The organism is Chryseobacterium hagamense (assembly GCF_007991455.1).
GTDB classification, from domain to species: Bacteria; Bacteroidota; Bacteroidia; order Flavobacteriales; family Weeksellaceae; genus Chryseobacterium; species Chryseobacterium hagamense.
In genome coordinates this window covers 269,157-293,605 of sequence record NZ_BJYJ01000001.1, presented here as the reverse complement: position 1 = coordinate 293,605, position 24,449 = coordinate 269,157, and the positions used below count along the sequence as shown (strand labels likewise).

Sequence of the window (24,449 nt, the reverse complement as noted above, 5' to 3'; positions counted from 1 at the left end):
TAAAATTTTTGTTATCAATATAAATCCTGGGTTTTTTGCTCAGGATTTTTTTATTATCTACATTTGCTCATTATAAAATCTGTAAAATTTTCTTCACCGGTGAAACAAATATCCACACTACTGCTCATTTCTTTATCAGCATACGGCCTTCAGGCACAAAGTTTTGTCCAGGCTTATAAAAACAGGGCCGACCAGGTTTCACAAACCAATATTACAAGCATGCTGCAGGATTTCCAGAATCTTGGCGTAAAGACTACCGGTTCAGCAGCCAATACCAATACCCTGAACTGGCTGAAGGCAAAATACCAGTCTTACGGTTATACCGCCAGCCAGATTACGGAGGATGCTTTTACATTCGGAAATGTGAGCTCGAAAAATTTAATCATTACCAAAACAGGCACGCTGTATCCTAATATATATGTTATTATCTGCGGACATTACGATACCATTGTCGGCCCTGGGGTAAGTGATAACGGCAGCGGAACAGCAATCCTTCTTGAAGCGGCCAGGATCCTGAAAGATATACCAACCGAATACTCGATTAAATTCATCCATTTTTCAGGAGAAGAACAGGGAATGCAGGGAAGCGGCCATTATGCCGACAATGTCCTGTTCCAGAACAATGTCCGTCAGTTTAGTACCCGGGTGGTTTTCAATATCGATCAGGTAGGAGGAAAGCTGGGCAACATCAACGATGCCATTAAGTGCGAAAGTGATCAGGCAGGACTCAGTTCCAACAATGCCCAGTCGTTGAGCTTTACGCAGCAGCTTGCCACCTGTACCGGACTTTATTCACCTTTGCAGACGGTAATGTCAAATGCCTATTCTTCAGATTACGTTCCATTTGAGCAGAAAGGAGACATCATTACCGGGTTTTATGAAAATGTAAGAAGCAACAATGAACATACGGCAAACGATACTTTTGCCAATGTAGACCCTACCTATGTATATAATGTCGGAAAAGCGGCGGTAGGTGCTTTACAGTATTTTGCCACTGCATCTTCAAGCTTACTGGCTGCCGATGAAATAAGACAGAATCCTTTGGAATCAATAAAAGTCTACCCGAATCCTGCCAAAGATTATCTGCAGGTAGAAGTTCCGGAAACCGTTAAAAATTTCAATCTGGAACTTTCCGATATGAGCGGCCGGTTGATTTTAAACAGACAAAATGAAACGAAGATAAATGTTTCAGGACTCATAGACGGTACTTATCTCGTCACCTTAAAATCAGATGGAAAAACGGCTATGCGAAAAGTAATCATTGCGAAATAATCAATCAGAAACGAAGGCCGACCCATGAAAAAACTGATAACCACTGCCCTATGTATATTCGGGCTTACCTCTTCTGACGCACAGGAATTTATCCGGAAATATCAGGACCGCGCAAACCTGGTGTCTATCGATCGTATAACGGCAAACCTTAAATCCTTCGAAAAGCTGGGCGTCAAAACAACGGGATCGCCGGAAAACGATAATGCCCTGCAATGGATCCGGGAGCAGTATCTTTCTTATGGTTATACTGCAGATCAGATTAGTGAAGATCCCTTTTCCATCGGTAAAAAGAAATCCAATAATCTGATTATTACCAAAAAGGGAACGGTAAATCCTGATCAGCATATTATTATCTGCGGTCATTTTGACAGCATCAACGGTCCGGGCGTCAATGACAACGGAAGCGGGACTTCAATTATCCTGGAAGCGGCAAGGATATTAAAGGATGTTCCAACAGATTACTCCATAAAATTCATCCATTTCTCCGGGGAAGAACAGGGATTGTACGGCAGCAGGCATTACGCCAATGAAGTGGCTTACACCGGAAAACAGCGGAATATTGAAATTAAGATGGTTCTGAATCTTGATCAGGTCGGTGGTAAAAAAGGCATGTTCAATGATACGGTATTCTGTGATGAAGACCAGGACGGAACCTCGAAAAACAATGAAGCGTCCACCAGAGCCACCCTTGAGCTGATGAAATGTACCAAATTGTATTCTCCGTTGAAGGCGGAAATCGATCCGGCGGAACACAGCGATTATATTTCTTTTGAGAAAAAGGGAGAAGTGATTACCGGCTTTTTCGAATACATCAGGAGTGATCTTCCGCATACCCGAGATGATACTTTTGCCAATACGGATGTGCGGTATGTCTATAATATTGGAAAAGCCACCTTGGGTGCCCTTCAGCATTTTGCAGGTGCATCCGACAAATAAAAGTTTAAATTCATTTAATGATAAAAGCCAATCGATACCGACTGGCTTTTACTTTATTGCTTCTACCTCCAATTTACTTAAATTATGCGAATTCGACCGTATTGACATCATATCCAGTCGATTATTCAATTCAAAAATAAGATGAGAAGATTCAGTCGGGATTTTGGATATCACTCATCCTGGTAGAAAAAATAAACGGTTCACGCTTCTGAAAGGATTTTATCCTATCCTGTACCAAGCCGTCACTTCAGGACTTTAAAAAAATTTGACCACGGCTGAAAAATTAATACCAAGGTTATTTATTCAGGAATAAATTGGCATTCTCTCTGATGAAATACTGAAATATTTAGTTTGATGATCAGGATTTTAGATCCTGTTTTTGACCAGAGAAACTTCCGGCATCCGGCACCCCTCTTCCAGCCGCTTAATCCAGTTTCTTCTTCGAGTTCACGTTAAATAAGAAAGCAGTGCCTCATCTGTTTCGTGACATAAGAATTTCTTCGGTATCCTGAAGCGAAAAATTCTTTGCTTTGAGTAAAATCAAAAAGTGGTACAGCAGGTCTGCCGCCTCGTTTTTGAACAGGTCATCATTATCATCTTTGGCTTCGATAACCAATTCTACGGCTTCCTCTCCTACCTTCTGGGCCATTTTATTAATGCCTCTCTGAAATAAGGAATAGGTATAAGAGCCTTCTGCTTTTCCGTCAATCCTCCTGCTGATTTTTTCTTCCAGTTCATAGAGGAACCCTTTGGAATCCTTATCCCCGAAACAGCTGAAGCTTCCGGTGTGGCAGACTACATTTTCAGGAACTACTTTTATCAAAACCGTGTCCTGATCGCAATCGACCGCTATGCTTTTTACCGTCAGGAAATTTCCGGATTCTTCGCCCTTTGTCCAGAGTCTGTTCTTCGATCGGCTGAAAAAAGTAACTACTTTTTCCTGATTTGTTTTTTCAAAGGCTTCTTCATTCATGTAGCCGAGCATCAGGACCTGCAGTGTTCTGTCGTCCTGCACCACTACCGGTACCAGACCGTCCTGGCTTTTATTAAAATCAATATTCATCGTACGGCAATATTTTTTAAGGTTAAATTATTTTTCAGGTCCCGGATCCCGACTTCGCCGAAATGGAAAATGCTGGCTGCCAAAGCGGCCGTAGCTTTCGTCAGGGTAAAGACTTCTTCAAAATCTTCCGGTTTACCGGCACCTCCGGAAGCGATTACCGGGATATTTATATTTTCGGCAACCAGCCTGGTGATCCGGATATCGAATCCGTTTTTGGTACCGTCGCCATCCATGGAGGTCAGTAAGATTTCACCAGCCCCCAATACTTCCGCCTGCTTTGCCCAATCCACTGTTTTCAGTACGGTACGTTCCCGGCCGCCTTTGATGTGTACGTAATCCGAACCGTCTGCGCAGCGGGTATCTATGGCTACCACTACGCACTGGCTTCCGAATTGCCCTGCAATATCCGAAATTAAAGTCGGATTTTTTACGGCAGACGAATTGATACTGATTTTATCCGCTCCTGCTTCCAGCAGTTTCCTTACGTCGTCCACCGTTGAAATACCGCCGCCAACTGTAAAAGGAATGCTGAGTTCCCGGGAAATCTTCTGCACCAGCTCAGCAAAGGTTTTCCTTTCCTCGATTGTGGCAGTAATGTCCAGGAAAACAAGCTCATCGGCGCCCTCTTTTTCGTAACGCTTCGCCAGCTCAACAGGATCCCCTGCATCCCGTAATCCTTCAAAATTGATTCCTTTAACGGTGGTTCCGTTTTTTATATCAAGACAGGGGATGATTCTTTTTTTTAGCATTTTTAAATAGTTTAAAGTTTCTGGTTCAGGGTTTATGGTTTTATTTTGACGGATCCCGACCAAATTAGTTCCCGCGGATCGCACCGATCTTCACAGATGATAGGGTTTCGGCTACGCTCAGCCACCGGACAGCAAATAAGCGTGCACATCATATCTCTAAAACTAGTATGCGAAACAAAAAATCTTTGATTTTTAATCTCATGTATTCTAAAATATGCACAAAGCTTTCATCTAAAAATCTCATGTGACTCATGTGTCAAAAAGCTTTCGTGACTTTGTATGTTTAAATAAAATCCTGTAACTGTTTTAAAGAAATTCTCCCTTCGTAGATCGCTTTTCCGATGATGGTTCCGGAGCACCCGATTTTTTCCATCTCGTAGACGTCTTCCATACACGAAATGCCGCCGCTTGCCACCAAATTAATTTCTGTTCTGTTTAAAATCTCCGAGTACAGTTCTCCGGAGGCACCCTGCAGCATCCCGTCTTTGGCAATATCGGTACAAATCACATGTGCGATCCCCTTCTTCCAATACTGCAGGATAAAATCGATGACATCCAGCTTACTTTCTTTCAGCCAGCCGGACGTTTTGATTTTCCGGTTTTCACAGTCGGCACCCAGAATGATCTTTTCAGGGCCGTACTTTTCAATCAGCTGGAAACAGAATCCGGGATCCTGTACGGCAATGCTTCCGATGGTGATTTGCTTTGCTCCGCAGTTAAAAGCCGTTTCAATGTCTTCCAGGGTTTTCAGGCCACCTCCGAAGTCTATGGCAAGACCGGTTTCCCTCGCGATATTTTCCAGCATTTTGTGGTTGACGATATGTTTCGATTTCGCACCGTCCAGATCTACCAGGTGAAGGTACCGGATGCCATGGCTTTCAAATTCTTTGGCCACTTCCACCGGGTTTTCATTGTATATTTTTTTTGTTCCGTAATCACCTTTTGAGAGACGGACACATTTTCCGTCGATGATATCGATGGCAGGAATAATTTTCATTTTTAAAGTTTTAAAAAGTTCTCCAACAGCCGGCTTCCGACCGTTCCCGACTTTTCCGGGTGAAACTGCATCGCGTAAAAGTTGTCTTTCTGCAGGGAAGCACTGAAAGGCAGGATGTAATCGCAGACGGAAGTAGTAAATTCCGACGGCTCACAATAATAGCTGTGTACAAAATAGACATCGCTGTTTTCCTCAATTCCTGAAAACAGGTCGGATTTCAACTTTGAAACCGTATTCCAGCCCATGTGGGGAACAATATCTTCTGCCGGGAATCTTTTTACGCTGATGTCGAAAATTCCCATGCCTCTGGTATTTCCTTCCTCATTGCCGCCGCACATCAGCTGCATCCCCAGGCAGATTCCCAGGACAGGCTGTGTCAATGAAGGAATCAGCAGGTCGAGGCCTTTTTCTTTCAGGTTTTCCATGGTGGATGATGCTTCTCCGACGCCGGGAAAAATTACTTTATTGGCATTCCGGATGATGTTGAAATCATCGGTGATGATGGAGTCGGCATTTAATCTGCGGACTGCGTTCTGTACGGAATTCACATTTCCGCCGTTGTATTTTATGATGGCAATCATTATAAGCTTCCTTTGGTTGAGGGCAGGTTGAAATTCAGGTCGGAGCGGTTGACCGCCATTTTAATAGCTTTGGCAAAGGCTTTGAAAACGGATTCGATCTTGTGGTGTTCGTTATCGCCTTCCGCTTTGATGTTGAGATTGCATTTGGCAGAATCGGTGAACGACTTGAAAAAATGGTAAAACATTTCCGTCGGGACATCACCGATCTTTTCCCTTCTGAAATCAGCTTCCCAGACCAGCCACGGACGTCCTCCGAAGTCAAGAGCCACCTGCGCCAGGCAGTCATCCATCGGAAGCAGAAATCCGTAACGTTCGATTCCTTTTTTCTTTCCCAGTGCTTTTAAAAAAGCTTCACCCAGTACAATTCCGGTGTCCTCTATCGTATGGTGCTCATCGACCTGCAAATCGCCATCCACTTTAATTTTAAGGTCGAGATTGCCGTGTCTTGAAATCTGTTCCAGCATGTGGTCGAAGAAATGAAGCCCGGTTGAAATCTCCGACTTTCCGCTGCCATCGAGGTTTACTTCCACTTTAATCGCGGTTTCATTGGTTTTTCGTGATACTTTTCCTTTCCGTGCAATCTGTTTCAGATACCGGTAGACATCCTGCCAGTTCACCGTTGTCAGAACTGCATCCTCATTCGCCGAATCACCGATCAGAATAGCCTGTGTACCCAGGTTTTTAGCCAGTTGGACATCCGTCAGACGGTCGCCGATTACGAATGAATTGCTAAGATCGTAATCTCCGTAGATGTATTTTGCCATCATTCCGGTTCCCGGCTTCCGGGTCGGCAGGTTTTCATGCTCAAAACTTTTATCGATCAAAATATCGCTGAAGACAATGCCCTCATTTTCGAAAGCCTTCAGCATTTTTTCCTGCGGCTTTACAAAGTCTTCAAAAGGAAAGCTGTCCGTTCCCAGTCCGTCCTGATTGGTCACCATCACCAGTTCGAAATCCAGTTCTTTGGCGATGGCGGAAAGATTACGGAAAACACCGGGATAAAACTCCAGCTTTTCCAGCGAATCTACCTGATAATCCATCGGCGGCTCTACAATTAATGTTCCGTCACGGTCGATAAACAATACTTTTTTCATATTATGGTTTTTAAGGTTTCAATTAAACGGATATTTTCTTCACGGCTTCCGGCATTGATCCTGATGCAGCCGGGAATTTTAGGGCTTCTTTTGCTGGTCAGGATTTCGTTTTCCAGTAGTTTCGCATATACTTTTTCTACCTCCTCAAATTCCGTCAGAAAGAAATTGGCGTCGCTCGGATATATTTTTTTTACCGCTTTCAGCTGTTGCAGCTCCTCATCCAGCCAGGACATTTCTGCTAAAGTGTTTTTTATATTCTGCTCTGCAAAATCCTTTTGATCAATGGCTTCCATGATCTTACTTAAACTTAAACAATTAACGTTGTACGGAGCCTTAACCGTGTTGATCAGGGCTATGATTTCTGCTGATGAATAAGCGGTCCCTACCCTTGCGCCGGCCATTCCCCAAGCCTTGGAAAACGTCTGAAGCACGATAAGGTTGGGATATTTGTCCAGCAGGCTGATACAGGACCTGTTATCCGAAAATTCGATATACGCTTCATCAACGACGACAATTCCGTTAAAATTCCGGATGTAGAATTCAATGTCTTCCACCGAATTTCCGGTCGGGTTGTTTGGTGAGCAGAGAAAGAAAACCTTGGATTGATTTTCATTTGCTGTTCTTAAAAATTCATCTTTATTGATCTTGAAATTTTCATCAAGGTCGAGCAGCAGGACCTTATTGCCGTTCACCGAAGCATAAAATCCGTACATCGCAAACGAAGGATTCATCATAAGAATGGCATCTTCTTTAGGTTCGCAGAATACTTTAATAATCAGATCAATTAATTCATCACTGCCGTTTCCGACGGCAATCTGATCTGCAGGAATTCCTTTTAACCCGGATAATTTCTGCTTTAGCTTTTTTTGAGTCGAATCCGGATAGCGGTTCAGTTCACCGGAAGCGCTTTCGTTTGCGTCCAGGAACACCGGGTTTTTAAATTCATTCAGGTCCCTGAAACTGAGGTAAGGCTGAAGATCCAGGATATTTTTACGTACGAAGCTGTTGATGTTAAAGTCTTTCATTTTGTTCTTTTAAGCGAATGCTCACGGCATTTTTGTGAGCGGATAAACCTTCCGCTTCTGCCATGATCTCTATTGTTTTACCTAAATTTCTTAATCCTTCTTCCGATAAATTCTGAAAGGTAATTTTCTTTACAAAGCTGTCCAGAGATACCCCGCTGTAATTCTTTGCAAAACCGTTGGTCGGAAGGGTATGGTTGGTTCCGCTGGCATAATCCCCGGCACTTTCGCAGGAATAATTGCCCAAGAAAACAGAACCTGCATTCTCTATTCGGGAAATGTACTGTTCTGCATTTTCCATGGCTAAAATCAGGTGTTCCGGAGCGTATTGGTTGCTGAATTCCAATGCTTCGTCCAGGGTTTCCATCAGGATGAAGTGGCTGTTTCTCAAAGCTTCCGCCGCCATTTCATTTCTGGGAAGAACGGCCAGTTGCTTTTCCGTCTCTCTCACCGTTTCTTCCAGGACCTTTTCATCGGTTGTCAGGAAAACCACCTGGCTGTCGCTGCCGTGTTCCGCCTGGGAAAGCAGATCGGCCGCACAGAATGCCGGAACAGCCTCTTCGTCGGCAATAATCAGCACTTCGCTGGGTCCGGCTGGCATATCGATGGCTACCTTATAATTCTGGGCAAATTCTTTTGCAGCAACCACGTACTGATTGCCGGGACCGAAAATTTTATACACCGCAGGAATACTTTCCGTTCCGAGGGTCATGGCTGCAATGGCCTGTGCACCGCCGGTCCTGAATATTTCAGTAACTCCGCAAAGCTTTGCCGCATATAAAATGGCAGGATTGATCTTTCCTTCTTTATCGGGAGGGGTACACAGGACAATTTCTGTACAACCCGCCAGCTGAGCCGGTATCGCCAGCATCAGAACCGTAGAAAACAGCGGTGCCGTCCCTCCCGGGATATAAATTCCCACTTTCCCGATCGCCCGGTTTTCACGCCAGCAAAGGACACCTTTCACCGTTTCAATCTTTTCCGTCTGCGGAACCTGCGAGGCATGGAATTTGGCAATATTCTCTTTTGCCTGCCGAATGGCTGATTTTAAAGCGTCTCCAACCAAACTTTCGGCTTCAATTACTTCTTTTTGGGAAACTTTGATGGTTTCAACTTCAGCATTATCGAATTTTCTGTTGAATTCAATCAAGGCATTGTCACCGTTCTTTGAGACTTCATCAAAAATTTCAGTAATGGTTTCCGTAAGTTTTTCTCTTTTCAAAACCGGTCGTTTTACCAGTTCGGACCAGCTTTTTTTTTGAGGATATGTATTGAGTCTCATACTAAATCACCATTTTATCAATTGGAATAATCAGGATGTCCTGGGCGCCTTTTTCCTTTAGCTCATCAATCACTTCCCAGAAGCGTTCTTCATCAATCACCGAGTGTATGCTGCTCCACCCTTCTTCGGCCAGCGGAATAACGGTCGGGCTCTTCAGCACCGGAAGCGTTTTGGAGATCAGTTCGATTTTATCGTTCGGAACGTTCATCAGAATATATTTTGAATTTTTTGCTTTTAAAACGGCTTTTATCCTAAACAGGAATTTTTCCAGAATCGCTGTTTTTTCCCCGTTTAATGAAGGGTTTTTAGCAAGAACGGCTTCCGACTTCATGAGCGTAACGGTTTCCCGCAACCCGTTTTTAAACAGGGTGCTACCGGAACTTACAATGTCGCAGATCCCGTCAGCCAACCCGATATTCGGGGCGATTTCCACCGAACCGGAAATGAAGTGGATTTCGGATGAAATGTTGTTTTCCTGCAGGAACCGGTTCAGGGTATTCGGATAGGAAGTAGCGATTTTTTTGCCCTGGAAATAGTTAATGTCGTCGGTTTCGATCTCTTTCGGAATGGCCAGAGACACCCTGCATTTTGAGAATCCCAAAGACTGTATGATCCCGATATTTTTCTGTTTTTCCACCAGAAGGTTTTCCCCGACGATGGCGATATCCACCACTCCGTCCTCAAGATACTGGGGAATATCGGAGTTGCGGAGGTACATGATTTCCATCGGGAAATTGTCTACGGAAACTTTCAGCTGGTCTTTGCCGTTGTTGATGAAGATGCCGCAGTCTTTAAGCAGCTGAAGCGATTCTTCGTAGAGCCTTCCGCTTTTCTGTATGGCAATTTTTAATTTACTCATTGTTTCACTTTTGCTGTGCCTGAGTAAAAAGAAATGGTTTATTGAAACAAATTGCCCGGGAAGAATTCAGAAACAAAAAACCGCCTGTTTACTCAGACGGTTTTTCTTATTTTGATTTTTAACTTCGTAACATATCAATCAGTTTCCGTCTTAGCAGAGATGATGATGATAATGATGTACGGTTAAAAAATTCGGTTTCATTGTTGATGAATTAGGGTACAAATGTAGGGCTTATTTTTAAACCTGCAAGAATTTTAAGAAATAATTTTTTCATAAAAGTCCATCAGCTGCCGGGCAATCGGTTCGTCGCTGAACTTCTGAACAAAGCTGAACCCCTTATCGGCACGGCGTTTCCGCTCGGCTTTATTCTCCCATAAAAATTTAATTTTTGCCGCGATATCAAGCGGATTTCCGGGATCGATGTACATTGAATCCGGGCCGCCGGCTTCGGGAAGACAGCTGGTATTGCTGGTAATGACCACCGTTCCGGAAAACAGGGCTTCAATCACCGGGATCCCGAATCCCTCGAAAAAGCTGGGATAAATGAAGATTTCCGCCAGTTTGTACAGCACGGCCAGCTCATCCATGGAAACGCCTTCGAGAAACTGCACTTCAATTTTGTTCTGCTGAATAAAACGTTCTACTTTTTTGAAGTATTTTGTCTTTTTACCGACCACCACAAGCGGGATTCCGGTATCTTTTAAAGCCCTGACCACATTCAACAGGTTTTTGCGTTCTTCAATGGTACCGACATTCAGAATAAACCTCTCCGGAAGCCTGAATTTTTCTTTTGTTTCAGCAATAAATCCGTCGGACTGCTGTTCTTTAAACGCCTGGTGGCAGCCCTGGTAAATCACTTCCACTCTGGATTCGGGCACTTTTAAAAACTGAACGATGTCGCGTTTGGTCTGTTCCGAAATGGCAATAATCCGGTCAGCTGATCCGGCTGCCTTCCTGAATTTCCAGAAGTGGATTTTCCGGTCGAAAAATGAATAATACTGCGGATACCGGACGAAGATCAGATCGTGGATGGTCAATGCCTTTTTGATTGGTTTTTGATCCCATCGCAGCGGAAGTTCGCCGGACAGTCCGTGAAAGATATCCGCTCCTGTCCTTTGGGCATCTTTTCCCATTTTAAACTGCCGTGACATCTGTCCTTTTGAGGTTTCCACAAACCGGACACCGGCACGCTCTAAAATGTCCGCACCCCGCTCCGACTTGTTTTTGTTCAGAAGAAGATATTCGTTCTCCGGAAAATACCGGGACAGTATTCTCACCAGGTCGCGGGAATAGTTGCCCAGTCCCGAGGTGTTGTGGAAAAATCTTTTGGCATCATAGGCTATCTTCATGATTCTATCTGTTTTTGAAATTCCTGGAAGGTGCCAAAGGTATGGTTTTTATTTTTTAGCCATGAAACGAAATCGCCAAACCTCCTGACCATGTCGTCTCCTGAATTTTTTACGGTGAAACCCGGTAATCTGAAGGCTTCTTCCTTAATCCCGGCAAATTCCCACGGATGGAAATAGATGTTGAGATAGCCGTCTTTCTTCAGGGTATCGGAAGCCAGCTTTTTGTAGAAGGCCAACGGGAAATTATGAAAGCTCAACCAGAATAAAGGAATCCTGAAATTGGGTGAAACCGAAGCCGGGATCTGGGTCACTTTCCCTTCTTTGAAATAGGTCCTCGACACTTTGAGGTTGTTGTATCTTCCCGGCAGGAAGGTAGGATTAACCGACGAATTGTAAGCGTATCCCGCATCTTCGACAGCATTCTTGCTCACGGGCATCATTCTTGGCATCCGCAATCCGGTTACTTTTGCAGAGAACAGTTCTTCCAGACGGTCTTTTGATTCCTTTAAATGCTTTTCCTCAAATTCAGAGTGAAACCAGGTATGGGAGGCCAGTTCGTGGCCTTCGCTCAGTAATCTTTCAATTAGGGCCCTGCTGTTTTCCGCAAAGACCACGGTTGAGAAGAAGGTGGCTTTTACCTGATGTTTTTTAAGCAGATTCAAAGTCCGCTCAAGGCCGGTCTGTGAAATTGAAATCTGTCTTTCGAAAGGAATCTGCCCTTTGTATTCCAACGGCATATCGAATTCCTCGATGTCAAAACTTAATAAAACCATTTAAAAGTTTTTGTTTTTGATGATGTAGTTCGGTCGTTCTTTAACCTGCTTGAATATTTTACCTAAATAAATTCCGATAATCCCCAAAATGATCAGCTGTAACCCTCCGAAGAAAACAATCGTCATGATCAGCGAGGCCCAGCCGGAAATTTCCGTTTTGGCAATAAATGAGTAAAGCACGTAAATTCCGTAACCCAGCACGGAGAATCCTGAAAAAAGAAAGCCGAGATAAGCTGCAATATACAATGGTTTTACACTGAAAGCGGTAATCCCCGTAAAAGCGAAAGTAATCATTTTTTTTAGGTTGTAGCTGCTTTCCCCGGACAGTCTTTCATGAGCCGTAAACTCGATTCCCGTCTGCTTAAAGCCCATCCAGCTGGTCAATCCGCGCAGGAAGAGATCGTCTTCATTCAGGTTTCGCATCACCTCGACGGCATTGGCATCCATCAGCCTGAAATCCGAACCGCCGCCTTTGGTTAAATTAACGTCGGAAAGACCGGATAGGATTTTGTAGAAAAAGTCGGAGGTTTTTCTTTTAAAATAAGAAATCTGCTTCGGGTATTTCCGGATGGTAAAAACGATGTCGTAGCCCTCTTCCCATTTCCTGATCATCTCCGGAATCATTTCGGGAGGATGCTGGAGATCGCCGTCCATGGAGATCACTGCATTTCCATAGGCGAGATCGATCCCTGCTTTTACGGCCGGCTGATGACCGAAGTTCCTTGAGAACTCGATGAATTTTACCTGCGGGTATTTAGCGGACAGCGCCTCCAGTTTTTCCTGGGTATTATCCCTGCTGCCGTCGTTTACAAAAATAATTTCGAAGTCATAATGGGGCAGTCCGTCAAAAACCTCTTTAATTTTCTGATGGACCAGCGCTACATTTCCTTCTTCGTTATGGGCAGGGATTACAATTGAAATTTTCTTCATAGGCTCAGTTCAGGCTATAATCTTTATCGAAATCTTTTGTCAGCAGCTCATAAATCACCCTGAACCAGACAACAATACAAGGTACGGCTTTCAGAGAGTATTTGATGATATAATTTTCCCTTACAAATTTCGGGAAGAGATCCGAAGTGGAAAAACACGTTAAAACAATAACGAAAACCAGGAAGCCAATGATTAAAGGTGTCCTTTTTTTCTGGAGGAAAAACCAAACCATCACGCCGACTACGGCAATGATGTACGTCGGAGATTCCGAGCTTGAACTGAACAGCACCAGGAACAGCAGTGAGGAAGCCAGGATCATCAGCTGGAATGCATAGTTTTTATACTGTTTGATCCGGATATACGGTACGGCAAAAAGCGGTAATCCGAAGGCCAGGAAAGTAAGGTTGGAAATCGACGCATCACCTACGATTCTTCTTACAAAGCCCATTAAAGATATATCCTGATAGGAAGTCAATCCCTGATTCTGTCCGTTCTTTTCAGCCAGGGACTGGAACCAGTCTGCATAGCTTTGTACAACAAATCCGGGACTTGAATACAGCATCGGAATCGCAAAAAACAATATACCGATAACTGCGGCCGACAAAACGTATTTAAATTTATTTTTAATGAAGAAAAACTGCGTCAATCCGACGATCCCGTAAATTTTCACGAAAAAGCCGACCATCATGGCCGCCGCAGCATTCTTTTCCTTGTTCTCGTAAATATAAATGGCACCTAAGATCAGAAGAGCAACCAACGCGATATTAAACTGAAAATACAGGGACGAGGTAATGTACTCCTGCAGACAGAATAGTGCAAACAGTGCTTTTTTGGGATCTGAAAAAGGCAGCTTATAGATGGCGTAGAGAAAAATTGAAGTATTAGCCACATTCCAGAGGCAGATCCCGAGCCAGTCCGGCATCAATGCAAAAGGAGCAATCAGCAGGCTGAAAAAGATCCCGTAATGATTTGAATCCTGATATAGATCCGGATACTGCAGATAGAGATTTCTTTCGTGAAGGGTATTAAAAAATACATTCTTAAAGATGAGATAATTGTTGATGGAATTCCCTCTCAGATATTTGGAAACGGCTGTTATCACAGCGATCATCAAATAAACCCCAAAAACAGATTTGGGGTTTAAAAGTATTTTAAGAAATTTTTCTTTCAAGACAAGTGGTTTTAGTTTAAAACGGTGATCTTAAACAGCAACATTATTCTCTCTCAGCGCATCATTCAAAGACGTTTTCTTGTCGGTGGATTCCTTTCTTTTACCGATAATCAACGCACATGGAACCTGATATTCACCAGCGGGGAATGTTTTGGTGTAGCTTCCCGGGATTACTACCGATCTTGCCGGTACCCTTCCTTTGATTTCTACCGGAGTATCACCGGTTACGTCGATGATTTTTGTTGAGGCCGTCAACACCACGTTGGCGCCTAAAACCGCTTCTCTTTCAACATGCACGCCTTCAACAACGATACATCTGGAACCTACGAAACAATCGTCCTCGATAATGACCGGAGCAGCCTGAAGGGGTTCCAGCACCCCACCGATTCCCACGCCACCGCTCAGGTGAACGTTTTTACCGATCTGTGCGCAGCTTCCTACCGTTGCCCAGGTATCCACCATCGTTCCGGAATCCACATAAGCCCCGATATTTACATAAGACGGCATGAGGATAACTCCCGGCGCGATATAAGCACCTTCTCTGGCGATAGCATGCGGTACAACCCTTACTCCTTTTTCAGCGTAGTTTCTCTTCAAAGGCATTTTATCATGAAATTCAAAAGGACCCACTTCAATGGTCTCCATTTTCTGGATCGGGAAATACATTACGACCGCTTTCTTCACCCATTCGTTGACCTGCCACCCGTTTTCGGTAGGTTCAGCCGTACGGAGTTCTCCCTTATCGACCAGAGCAATAACTTCTCTTATGGCTTTCTGGCTGTCTTCATTCTGCAATAGTTCTCTGTTGTCCCAGATATTTTCAATAGTTTGTTGTAAAGACATGTTTCTCTTTTAAAATTATTCGCGCCAAAGATACAAAAGTTTGGGCGAAGATAAAGGCTCAGCTTAAGATTAAGAACGATGGAGTGTTGACGGGCTGGAAGATGGAAGATGAATACCGGAAGTTTTCCTTTGCTCATTAAATGTAATCAAAGATTAGATGATCAAAAAAGATTCTTTATTGTATTGTAAATTAAAACCATTAAGATCTGATAAGATATTTAGAAAAATGGTGTCGGGGTTCGCTTTAAGAAAACCGCTGAATAAAATCTTGATTTTACTTAATAGAATCTGTAGCCTTCATCTCTCTTAATGGTTCAAACGGTATTTTCATCAGGTTTGCCATTTTGCTCTTATTACTTTTTAACTGGCTATTCAAGGGCATAAACCATCAAGATTTATTAAGGTGTTTAGAAAAATAAATTCGGGCTTCGCTCAAGCAAAAAGCTGAATAAAATCTTGATTTTACCTTAATCCAACTTAAAACCTTCATCCTTTTTAATGGTTCAGAAAAGTATTCATACCTGGCTCTTTTGCTTACAACACCCTCTTGGCATGCAGATAGGCTTTATTCCAATAAGTTTCGTTCAGTGATGAGATGATGACGCCTTTTGTGGTAGAAGCATGGATGAAACGTACTTCCCCGTCGTTTCCGATATCATGGACGATTCCGACATGGGAAACTTTGGTCCCTCCGGCGGTGGCAAAGAACAGGAGGTCTCCCGGCTTTGCTTCTTTGATATCAATTTCGCTGCCCGTTTCAGCCTGGTCTGCGGATCGTCTGGGAAGTTTATAGTCGTTTTCTTCAAAAACCTTTAAGGCAAAACCGGAACAGTCGAATCCGGAAGAGGTGCTTCCCCCAAATTTATAGGGTGCGCCAAGATATTTCTCAGCATCTTTCAGAAGCTCACTGATGGATTTTGAAACTTTACCGTCGAAACGGGAATCCAGCTTGCGGAGGTTTTCCGCTTTAGCTACATTTTTATACGGGGTGTTTTTTTTAGCGGATATGTTTTTGGAACTTCCACATGATACTGCGAATAAAGAAACTGTGGTGAAAAGCCATAAATTCCTGATGGATGGTTTTCTGCAAAAGATTCGGTCATTCATACTTTCCTTTAATTTTACGCTGTATACAAATATAAGCAAATTATGTTTTTGTGGGATCGGAGAAAAAAGGTTTTAAAAAAGATCATAAAAAAAGCTGCCCGGAACCGGACAGCCTGTATGTTTTAAGCACGAATGTCTTTTACTTCGAAGTTTTAGCCCCTTTCCATGTGCCGGATCTTACCGTTGCAGGAACAGCATTGGTCCATGTTCCGCTGGCTTTTTTATCTTCTCTGGTCAGCGTCCCTCTGAACTCTCCGTCTTCAGGAGATCCGATGGTTGCATTTAAATCACCTGACTCACTCAGATATCCTGAAATATAGTAATTTTCGGTAGTCTGATCGGAATGCATGGTTCCTGTTACTTTTCCGTCGGTTGCCACAACGATGTTCCAGTCTCCTTTTTCGGTTCCTTCATAAGTTCCGGCCCAGGTTCCGATGAAATCGTAGATCGTATCGTCATCTTTGCTGCAGCCTACAAATAAAAAAGCAGTAAACAAAAGTAAAAATAGTTTCTTCATAATGTATAGGTCGATTATTTTTTCAATAATTATCAAGGGATCCCTCCCTGCCGTATCCGAAAGTCTCAAAAATCAGACCTTGAACGGTGACAAATATAGAATTTATATTTGATTTATTTGCCTTTTCGTCAGCTTAAATATCATTTTTATGATCAATGATTAAAAATAAACTGTATACGGCTAGCTTTTTTGTTTTATATTACCATTATTGATCGTTCATGCTTCTTTGACAGCCGATCAGGATAGTTATGGCCGAATCTGACGGCTGATAAATCCCCGGAGGTTTCTGAAAGCCTATAGAGTTTGTTATTCATTCGGTTCCGGGATTTTGAATTGTTGAAGACATTCAATTCAATTTGTATAATCATAAAAAAAAGCCGTTTCAGAGTGTTGAAACGGCTTTTAATTTTGTTGATCAAAAATATTATGTAAAAATTGACCCTGTGGAGAATACGGGATTCGAACCCGTGACCTTTTGACTGCCAGTCAAACGCGCTAGCCAACTGCGCCAATCCCCCTTCTGATTTTAAAGTGGTACAAAAGTAAGCATTAAAAGTATATCCCGCAATAGCTTCGTGAATTTTATTTCATTTTTTTTTAAAATTAAAAATTATCTGAGCCTGATATATTCTGGCACAAAAGTTGAAAATTAAAAATCAACTGTTAAAAAATAAACAATAAAAGAACTTTAAATATTCCTGTCTGGATGGCGGGAATATTTTTTTGTTTAAACTCTTGGAATCATAAATGACTGTCGCTTAATTTCTTGTCAAATTAAAAATATTTTAAACTTCAAAAATTAAGAACTAAGGAAAAAATAAACCTGACAGGTTTCAGAATCCTGTCAGGTTGTATATAAGGTAATAATTAAAAACGGTTTACCGGAACTTTATTTCCAGCCTCCTCCGAGGGCCTGGTACAGTTCGACGCCGGCTCTCATTTTATTGTATTGTGCATTGGCGATGTTTAACTCTGCGTTTAAGGAATTAACGCTGGCATTCAGGACTTCCAGATAATTGGCCATTCCGTAGTTTACCAGTTCCTGCGAATAGTTCACGGACTTTTTATAAGAATCAAGCTCCTTCTGCTTAAGTTCGATATAAGAATCCTGCACCGAATACACCCGGATTGCATCAGATACTTCTTTTCCTGCATTAAGGATGGCTTTTCTGAAATTCAGATAAGCCGTTTCCTGATTGGCAAGGCTGACTTCATAATTGGTCCGGATCGTTCTTCTGTTCAGAATTGGCTGGGCAAGACCGGTAACCACATTCGCGAATAAGGAATTTACGCTGAAAAGATGATCGATGTCTACTGACTGTATCCCGCCGCTTCCGGTAAGACGCAACGTCGGATAAAATTGGGCTTTAGCTGAATTTGTCAGTTCAAAGGTGTTGATGAGATTGTATTCTGCTCTTCTCACATCAGGTCTGTTGGCCAATAATTGCGCCGGGTAACCTAATTTAAGGTCAATAGGAAGATTCTGACCCTCGAGTGTGGAACGTTCAATCGCATGGGAAGGCTCTCCCATCAACAGGCTCAGGGTATTTTCAAGCATTTGAATCTGGGTTTCAACATCAATCAGTAAAGACTGTGCGTTATAAACCAAGGCTTCGCTCTGCTGCACCGCCACTTCAGTTAGAGTTCCAGCCGTTTTCAAGGCCCTTGTGGTTTCCAGATTCTTTTCCCTCAGCTGAATGGTTTCAGTGATAATTCTTTTCTGGGCATCATACGTCAGCAACTGATAATAAGAAGATGCTACAGAGGCTACCAGATCGCTTTTTACGGCTTTATGCGCTTCTACCGTTCCCAGATAGGTGGCCAGCTGCGCTTTTTCCTGCGATTTTAATTTGCCCCAGAGATCCACTTCCCATCCGATATTGGCTGTGATGTCAAACTGGTTCACATACCGTCTCTCCCCGATAATCTGCCCAAACTGGGTGTTGATCGACTGGGTCTGGAATGTATAATTCGGACCTACGGCTAAGGTAGGCTGATAGGCTGCTTTCGTTTGTTTTAAATAGGCTTCCGCCGAATAAATGTTCTGCAGTGCAATCCTGATGTCAAGGTTGTTTTCCAAGGCTTTATTAATGTGGCCCTGGAGAACCGGATCCGTGAAGATCTCCTTCCACGAAACATTTGCCAGGTTGGTACTGTCTGAAGGAAGCATATCGGTACGATAAAGCTTTTCATCCACCACGCGGTCCGGCCTCTGGTATTCTTTTCTGGCCATACAGGAAGACACAGCCACAAGAATGGTCACAGAAAATGTTATGCCTTTTATAATGTTTAAAATACTTTTCATTATTTGAATGTAAGGTTTAAAGTTCAGGATGACCATTGCTGGTATGCATTTTTATCATCCTGAACAGACTTAATTTATTCTGCTAAATTGATCTCTTTTTCTTTGATCGGCTTCACTTTTTCCTGCAGGTATTCAAAGATAACATACAGTACCGGAATCACGAAAAGTCCGAGAATGGTACCGATCAGCAATCCGATGGCTGCTCCGGTCGCAATGGAACGGTTACCCACCGCCCCGATTCCGCTTGCCAGAACCAAAGGTAATAAACCGAAGATAAAGGCAAATGAAGTCATCAGGATCGGTCTCAACCTTGCTTTAGCGGCATTGATGGCGGACATTACGATGGTTTCGCCGTGGTGTCTTCTCTGAACCGCAAATTCAACAATCAGAATCGCATTCTTTGCCAATAATCCGACCAGCATGATCAGGGCAATCTGGAAATAAATGTTGTTTTCCAGCCCCATAATCTTCTGTCCGAAATAAGCTCCCATCACCCCAAGAGGAAGTGAGATCACCACGGTCAGTGGCAGAATGTAACTTTCGTATTGTGCTGCCAGAATGAAATACACGAAAATCAAACTTAAAGCAAAGATCAGGACCGTTTGCGAACCGGAAGACAATTCTTCTCTGGAAAGCCCGGTAAATTCTACACTGTAATTCTGGTCAAGCGTCTGGCTGGCTACCTGCTGAACCGCTCCGATGGCATCCCCGGTACTGTATCCGGCCGAGTTTGCCCCTGTAATTTTTACGGAGCTGAACAGGTTATAACGCCCTACCGACTGAGGTCCGTACGTTTTCGTTAAAGTAACGAACTGGGAAATCGGTGACATGGTTCCGGAACTTGTCCTTACATACAACTCGTTCAGGTTACTGGCATCCTTACGGTTTTCAGGCAGTGCCTGGATCATCACCCGGAACTGTTTACCATATTTCGTAAAGTCGGCCCCATAAATCCCTCCAATATACCCCTGCATCGTTTCCAGGATACTGTTTACCGAGACCCCAAGCTGTTTGGCCAGAGGAACGTTGATATCCATCTGGTACTGCGGATATTTGGTATTGAATGAGGTCTGCGCAAATTCAATCTCGGGTCTCTTCATAAGGTTTCCGATCAGTTCATTGGTTTTGGCATCCAGCTGGGAAAAATCACCCCCGGATTTATCAAGAAGCACCATTTCAAAACCGGCACTGTTCCCGAATCCCGGTACACTCGGCGGCTGGAAGAATACCACTTTGGCATCCGGAGCCTTCGCCGAAAGTCCGAACAGCTGCTTGGTAATGTTATCGGAACTGAGGTCTCCTTTTCTTTCGTCAAAAGGTTTAAGCTTGATAAAAGCAAGACCATTGTTGCTTCCGTTCCCGGAGAGCAAACCACGACCGGTGGAAATCGTCACGTTCTGGATTCCCGGAATTTTCATCGCTTCTTTCTGCAGGGTTTTAAGAACATTATAGGTTCTTTCCATGGAGGCTCCCGGAGGAAGCTGGACATCGGTAAAGATAATTCCACGGTCTTCCGTCGGTACAAAACCTTTCTTCATCGTTGTACTGGCCCAGTATAAAATACCGCCCGTCACTGCAAAAATAATCAGGGTTACCCATTTATGTCTTAACAGAAATATGAATCCCCTTCCATATCTTTCGGTCGTTGTTCTGAAAGCGATGTTAAATTTATAGAAGAACTTCTGAATGAAATTCAGCTGCTTGTATTCTTTGTGATGCGCATCATGAGGCTTTAAGAACAATGAACATAAAACAGGACTCAACGTCAGGGCGTTTACCGCAGAAATTACAATGGCGATAATAAGCGTTACCCCGAACTGCTGGTAGAAAACCCCTGTAGGACCGGTAATGAAGGTTACCGGAATAAATACCGAAGCCATTACAAGGGTAATGGATATAATTGCTCCCGTAATCTCGTCCATTGCTTCGATGGTGGCCTTCTTGGCATCGGAAATCCCGTTTTCCATCTTGGCATGAACGGCCTCGACGACGACAATCGCATCATCCACCACAATACCGATGGCCAGTACCAGAGCAAATAACGTTAAAAGGTTTAATGAATAGCCGAATAAATTCAGGAAGAAAAAAGCTCCTACAATAGAAACAGGAACCGCAATGGCCGGAATCAGGGTAGACCTGAAATCCTGTAAGAAAATATAAACAACGATGAAAACTAGGATAAATGCTTCAATTAAAGTATGGATCACTTTTTCAATCGACGCATCAAGGAATTCATTGGTATCGAAGTTGAAGGTATATTTTATTCCCTCAGGATAAGTGCTTTCCTTTTCTTTCAGCTGAGCTTTGATGTTTTCAATGATCTCCTGGGCATTGGAACCCGGGGTCTGAAAAATCCCCATACTGATGGAAGGACTGTTTCCGTTCTCACCGACTCCGCTGTAGGAAAGTCCCCCCAATTCAACTTTTGCGACATCTTTCAGCATCAGGTTCTGCCCGTCCGGCATGGCTTTGATGATGATGTTGTCGTACTGTTCTTTTTCGTTGAATTTACCGACGTATTTAATGATATATTCGAATGAGCTTCCGCTGTTCTGTCCCAGAGAACCCGCAGCCGCCTCTCTACTTTGCTCGTTGATGGCCGTGGTAACGTCCGTAGGGGTAATGCCGTAAGCCGCCAGTTTTGCCGGATCCAGCCATACCCTCATGGAGTAGTTCTTACCTCCGAAAACGTTGGCTTCCCCAACTCCGTTGATCCTTTGGAGATCCGGAATTACGTTGATATTCAAAAAGTTCTGAAGATAAACATCATCAATATTCTTATTTTCCGAGTAGAAAGAAAGATACATCAGGGCACTGGTCTGCTGTTTCTGCGTCACCACCCCGGAACGGGTAACTTCACTTGGCAACAACGGGCTGGCTCTGGATACACGGTTCTGAACGTTTACGGCAGCAATATCCGGATTGATTCCCTGTTTGAAAAACACCTGGATCTGTGCCGAACCGTCGTTCCCGGCTGAAGAGGTAATATAGTCCATCCCTTCTACCCCATTAATCTGCTCTTCAAGAGGTACCACGACACTTTTCATCACCGTCTCCGCATTGGCACCTGTATAATTTGCTCTTACACTTACCGTCGGCGGGGCAATATCCGGATACTGGGTAACCGGAAGCGCCAAAAGTCCCAGCACCCCGAGAATAACGATCAGGATCGAAATTACAGTGGATAAAACCGGTCTGTTTATAAAATTTTTAATCATATTAGAATTTCGGTTTTACGGATTGTACAAGACTGTCCATTTTTACTTTTTTAGGCTTAATGGCAGTTCCGGATTTCAGGGTTCCCGTTCCGGCAGCGACTACCAGATCACCTTTACTGACACCCGATTTGATCAGTGCCATATTGTCGATCCTGTCGATAACGTCAATGACTGCATTTCTTGCCGTATCGCCTTTCTCTACCTTATAAACATAAACGATCCCCTGTTGCTCGTAAGTCGCGCTCTCAGGCACCACCAGAACATTGTTGTAAGGTTGCGGGAAACGGATGGTCCCGCTGTTTCCGTTGCTTAATAATTTCTGGGCGTTGGTAAATTGGACTCTGAATTGAATGGTTCCCGTAGTCGGGTCAATCTGTCCGGTAATGGCTTCGATCCTTCCTTTTTCAGGGTACAGGCTGCCGTTGGCCAGCTGCAGTTCGACCATCGGAAGGTTTTTGATTTTTTCAGGCATCGATGCTCCCGGAGATTTTTCAAGGAAGTTGAAATATTCCTTTTCGTTCATTGAGAAATAAGCATATATTTCGGAAGTATCGGAGATGGTCGTCAGCGGTGTCTGATCACTCGGTCCCACCAGGCTCCCTGCTTTCAGAGGAAGCTTTCCTATAACTCCGGAAATCGGCGCACGGATCACGGAATATTCGATATTCGCTTCCACGCCTTTATAATTGGCTACCGCCTGGCTTTTTGCTGCCTGAGCCTGTTTCAGCTGAGCCTGAGCCTGAGCTAAGTTGGCCTGGGCCGTCTGAAGCTGCACGTTGCTGATGATGTTTTTCTGAACCAGCGGCTTCAGTTTATTCACTTCAACGTTAGCCGCCGCTACCGATGCCTGAGCGGCTGCAATGTTGGATTCCGCAGCACTGATTCCGGCTTTGGACGCAGCTGCCGTTTCGTTAAGGATATTCGTTTCCAACCGGAAGAGAGGCTGTCCTTTCGTTACATACTGTCCTTCATCTACAAGAACCTGGGTAATGTATCCCTGGATCTTGGCCCGCACATCATTGTTTACCCTCCCCTGAATGGTAGCCGGAAACGTCTGGTAACCGGTTACATTTTTTGTCTCCACATTCACTACAGGATACGGCTTCGGGCCGTCCTGTTTCGGAGCTTCTTTCTTGCAGGAAACCAGAGACAGGGCCGCAACAGAAAGTATAAGTAGTTTATTATTCATTTTATAGTTTATTAAGAGATTCCTGAATATGTATGATATTTTTATTTAACAGTGCTTTATAGGCTTCCATCTTCTCATCGTGCCCGTCATGGTTTTTCTTAAAATGCTCCAGGTCATCAAGTAGCTTTAATTCGTCTTTCATTTTCTGAACTATTTTTTCAAATCTTATCTTTTTATAGCCGTCATTGATAAAAAAATACCGCTTCCGTTCATCCATCTTATTATGATCGATAATCAATTCGGAATTCAGCAATAAAGAAATACTGGTGGAAACCGAGCTTTTGCTTGCCGAAAATACCTCCACGAATTCATCAAAAGTAATGCCCACTTTATCATAATCGAAAAGAAGGTAGGCGTAAACCTTTGAAGCTAATGGAGGAAGGCTGAAAAGAGAGCCGTAAAATTTTACGGCATCCTGGAAAATTCTTTCATCAATTTCTATACTCTTATGCATGGTATATAAATTTGAAGCAAAAATATAAATTAGTTCAGAACTAAACGAACAAACTTAATAGAGTTTATAAATGTATGGTATTTTAAAAATTCAATGATGCCGGATTTAATTTTCTGATCAGATAATAATCTTTTCAAAAGCTTTCCTCATTCCTCCCGCCAGAAAAACTTCCCCGCAGTAGCTGTACCCTTTTGCTTTCAGAATTTTTAGCATCGCCATATTATCAAAATTGGTATCCACCTTAATACTTTGGATCCCATGCGATCTTGTAAAATCTTCGATATGGTCGAAAAGGATTTTTACCATTCCTTTACCGGCAAATTTTTCGTCGATGGCAATGCGGTGCACCACGACAAATTCCCCGTTGCTGAGCCAGGCCCCTTCGATGGTACTGTATGCAGGCTCATCATTTAAAATCAAGGCAACATATACAGCAATTTCATCATCTACCGTCATCACGTATCCGAAGCCTTTCGAAATATCGCTTTCTACGGTCCCGAGGTTCGGATATCCCTGCTGCCATTGGGTACTGCCATCCAGCCTCCGCCGTTCGATAGCCTGCTGCAGGATATTCCAGATCAGTTCTTTTTCATTCATTTGTGCTTTTCTCAGTCTGATTTCCGAATCCATTGTTGTGAGTTTTAATTAATTTGAATATAGGACTGATGCAGATCCGGTTGCTGAACCGGCAGATCGTTCAAAAGTAAAAAACCGAAAACTAATTAAAATTAATTTTCG

The 24,449-nt window shown here is 43.4% G+C and carries 22 protein-coding genes and 1 tRNA gene; 2 read left to right on the top strand and 21 right to left on the bottom strand.

The features are described from left to right. Nucleotides 1–99 precede the first annotated feature (99 nt). Both CHA01nite_RS01210 and CHA01nite_RS01205 read left to right on the top strand, forming a co-directional pair. Nucleotides 100–1,272 carry a M20/M25/M40 family metallo-hydrolase gene (locus CHA01nite_RS01210; protein ID WP_146939397.1) on the top strand — a complete coding sequence of 391 codons (1,173 nt, stop codon included), beginning with the start codon at nt 100–102 and terminating at the stop codon, nt 1,270–1,272. Nucleotides 1,273–1,296: 24 nt separating this feature from the next. Next, on the top strand, nt 1,297–2,208 hold the full coding sequence (locus CHA01nite_RS01205) for a M28 family metallopeptidase (protein ID WP_146939396.1): 912 nt from the start codon (nt 1,297–1,299) through the stop codon (nt 2,206–2,208). A 472-nt stretch (nt 2,209–2,680) separates the two neighbouring features. Here CHA01nite_RS01205 and hisIE read toward each other — a convergent pair whose 3' ends face one another. The 21 genes from hisIE to CHA01nite_RS01100 form a co-directional block, all read right to left on the bottom strand. After that, on the bottom strand, nt 2,681–3,271 hold the full coding sequence (hisIE, locus tag CHA01nite_RS01200) for a bifunctional phosphoribosyl-AMP cyclohydrolase/phosphoribosyl-ATP diphosphatase HisIE (protein WP_146939395.1): 591 nt from the start codon (nt 3,269–3,271) through the stop codon (nt 2,681–2,683). Next, entirely contained in the window at nt 3,268–4,020 is a 753-nt protein-coding gene (gene hisF, locus CHA01nite_RS01195) for an imidazole glycerol phosphate synthase subunit HisF (RefSeq protein ID WP_146939394.1), read from the bottom strand. The genes hisIE and hisF overlap by 4 nt, the downstream gene beginning before the upstream one ends. Before the next feature lie 283 nt (nt 4,021–4,303). After that, nucleotides 4,304–5,017, bottom strand: coding sequence for a 1-(5-phosphoribosyl)-5-[(5-phosphoribosylamino)methylideneamino]imidazole-4-carboxamide isomerase (gene hisA / locus CHA01nite_RS01190; RefSeq protein WP_146939393.1), 714 nt, complete (start codon nt 5,015–5,017; stop codon nt 4,304–4,306). A 2-nt stretch (nt 5,018–5,019) separates the two neighbouring features. Then, the gene (hisH, locus tag CHA01nite_RS01185; protein ID WP_146939392.1) at nt 5,020–5,598 is read right to left on the bottom strand and encodes an imidazole glycerol phosphate synthase subunit HisH; all 579 of its coding nucleotides are present in this window, start codon (nt 5,596–5,598) and stop codon (nt 5,020–5,022) included. Continuing rightward, nucleotides 5,598–6,692 carry a bifunctional histidinol-phosphatase/imidazoleglycerol-phosphate dehydratase HisB gene (gene hisB / locus CHA01nite_RS01180; RefSeq protein ID WP_146939391.1) on the bottom strand — a complete coding sequence of 365 codons (1,095 nt, stop codon included), beginning with the start codon at nt 6,690–6,692 and terminating at the stop codon, nt 5,598–5,600. Before hisB ends, hisH begins: the two co-directional genes overlap by 1 nt. Further along, nucleotides 6,689–7,717 (bottom strand): histidinol-phosphate transaminase, encoded by a 1,029-nt coding sequence (hisC, locus tag CHA01nite_RS01175; protein WP_146939390.1) that lies wholly within the window; start codon nt 7,715–7,717, stop codon nt 6,689–6,691. The genes hisB and hisC overlap by 4 nt, the downstream gene beginning before the upstream one ends. Continuing rightward, complete coding sequence (hisD, locus tag CHA01nite_RS01170; RefSeq protein ID WP_146939389.1) at nt 7,704–8,996, bottom strand: histidinol dehydrogenase; 1,293 nt, start codon at nt 8,994–8,996, stop codon at nt 7,704–7,706. The genes hisC and hisD overlap by 14 nt, the downstream gene beginning before the upstream one ends. Before the next feature lies 1 nt (nt 8,997). Continuing rightward, complete coding sequence (gene hisG / locus CHA01nite_RS01165) at nt 8,998–9,855, bottom strand: ATP phosphoribosyltransferase (protein ID WP_146939388.1); 858 nt, start codon at nt 9,853–9,855, stop codon at nt 8,998–9,000. A gap of 254 nt (nt 9,856–10,109) precedes the next feature. Next, nucleotides 10,110–11,204 carry a glycosyltransferase family 4 protein gene (locus CHA01nite_RS01160; protein ID WP_146939387.1) on the bottom strand — a complete coding sequence of 365 codons (1,095 nt, stop codon included), beginning with the start codon at nt 11,202–11,204 and terminating at the stop codon, nt 10,110–10,112. Further along, nucleotides 11,201–11,977 (bottom strand): polysaccharide deacetylase family protein, encoded by a 777-nt coding sequence (locus tag CHA01nite_RS01155; RefSeq protein ID WP_146939386.1) that lies wholly within the window; start codon nt 11,975–11,977, stop codon nt 11,201–11,203. Before CHA01nite_RS01155 ends, CHA01nite_RS01160 begins: the two co-directional genes overlap by 4 nt. After that, nucleotides 11,978–12,907, bottom strand: a complete 930-nt coding sequence (locus CHA01nite_RS01150) for a glycosyltransferase family 2 protein (protein ID WP_146939385.1) — start codon at nt 12,905–12,907, stop codon at nt 11,978–11,980. A 4-nt stretch (nt 12,908–12,911) separates the two neighbouring features. After that, complete coding sequence (locus CHA01nite_RS01145; RefSeq protein ID WP_228458308.1) at nt 12,912–14,078, bottom strand: glycosyltransferase family 87 protein; 1,167 nt, start codon at nt 14,076–14,078, stop codon at nt 12,912–12,914. Nucleotides 14,079–14,108: 30 nt separating this feature from the next. Then, entirely contained in the window at nt 14,109–14,921 is an 813-nt protein-coding gene (locus CHA01nite_RS01140; RefSeq protein WP_146939384.1) for a 2,3,4,5-tetrahydropyridine-2,6-dicarboxylate N-succinyltransferase, read from the bottom strand. Between the two features lie 534 nt (nt 14,922–15,455). Continuing rightward, nucleotides 15,456–16,028 (bottom strand): C40 family peptidase, encoded by a 573-nt coding sequence (locus CHA01nite_RS01135; protein ID WP_146939383.1) that lies wholly within the window; start codon nt 16,026–16,028, stop codon nt 15,456–15,458. Between the two features lie 139 nt (nt 16,029–16,167). Next, complete coding sequence (locus CHA01nite_RS01130) at nt 16,168–16,545, bottom strand: hypothetical protein (protein WP_146939382.1); 378 nt, start codon at nt 16,543–16,545, stop codon at nt 16,168–16,170. Nucleotides 16,546–16,989: 444 nt separating this feature from the next. Next, nucleotides 16,990–17,063, bottom strand: a tRNA-Ala gene (locus CHA01nite_RS01125). 371 nt (nt 17,064–17,434) lie between these two features. Further along, nucleotides 17,435–18,850 carry an efflux transporter outer membrane subunit gene (locus CHA01nite_RS01120; protein ID WP_146939381.1) on the bottom strand — a complete coding sequence of 472 codons (1,416 nt, stop codon included), beginning with the start codon at nt 18,848–18,850 and terminating at the stop codon, nt 17,435–17,437. A 74-nt stretch (nt 18,851–18,924) separates the two neighbouring features. Beyond that, complete coding sequence (locus tag CHA01nite_RS01115; protein WP_146939380.1) at nt 18,925–22,068, bottom strand: efflux RND transporter permease subunit; 3,144 nt, start codon at nt 22,066–22,068, stop codon at nt 18,925–18,927. Nucleotide 22,069: 1 nt separating this feature from the next. Further along, nucleotides 22,070–23,257 (bottom strand): efflux RND transporter periplasmic adaptor subunit, encoded by a 1,188-nt coding sequence (locus tag CHA01nite_RS01110; protein WP_146939379.1) that lies wholly within the window; start codon nt 23,255–23,257, stop codon nt 22,070–22,072. A 1-nt stretch (nt 23,258) separates the two neighbouring features. After that, nucleotides 23,259–23,711 carry a transcriptional regulator gene (locus CHA01nite_RS01105; RefSeq protein ID WP_146939378.1) on the bottom strand — a complete coding sequence of 151 codons (453 nt, stop codon included), beginning with the start codon at nt 23,709–23,711 and terminating at the stop codon, nt 23,259–23,261. Nucleotides 23,712–23,828: 117 nt separating this feature from the next. Next, nucleotides 23,829–24,341, bottom strand: coding sequence for a GNAT family N-acetyltransferase (locus CHA01nite_RS01100; protein WP_146939377.1), 513 nt, complete (start codon nt 24,339–24,341; stop codon nt 23,829–23,831). Nucleotides 24,342–24,449 lie beyond the last annotated feature (108 nt).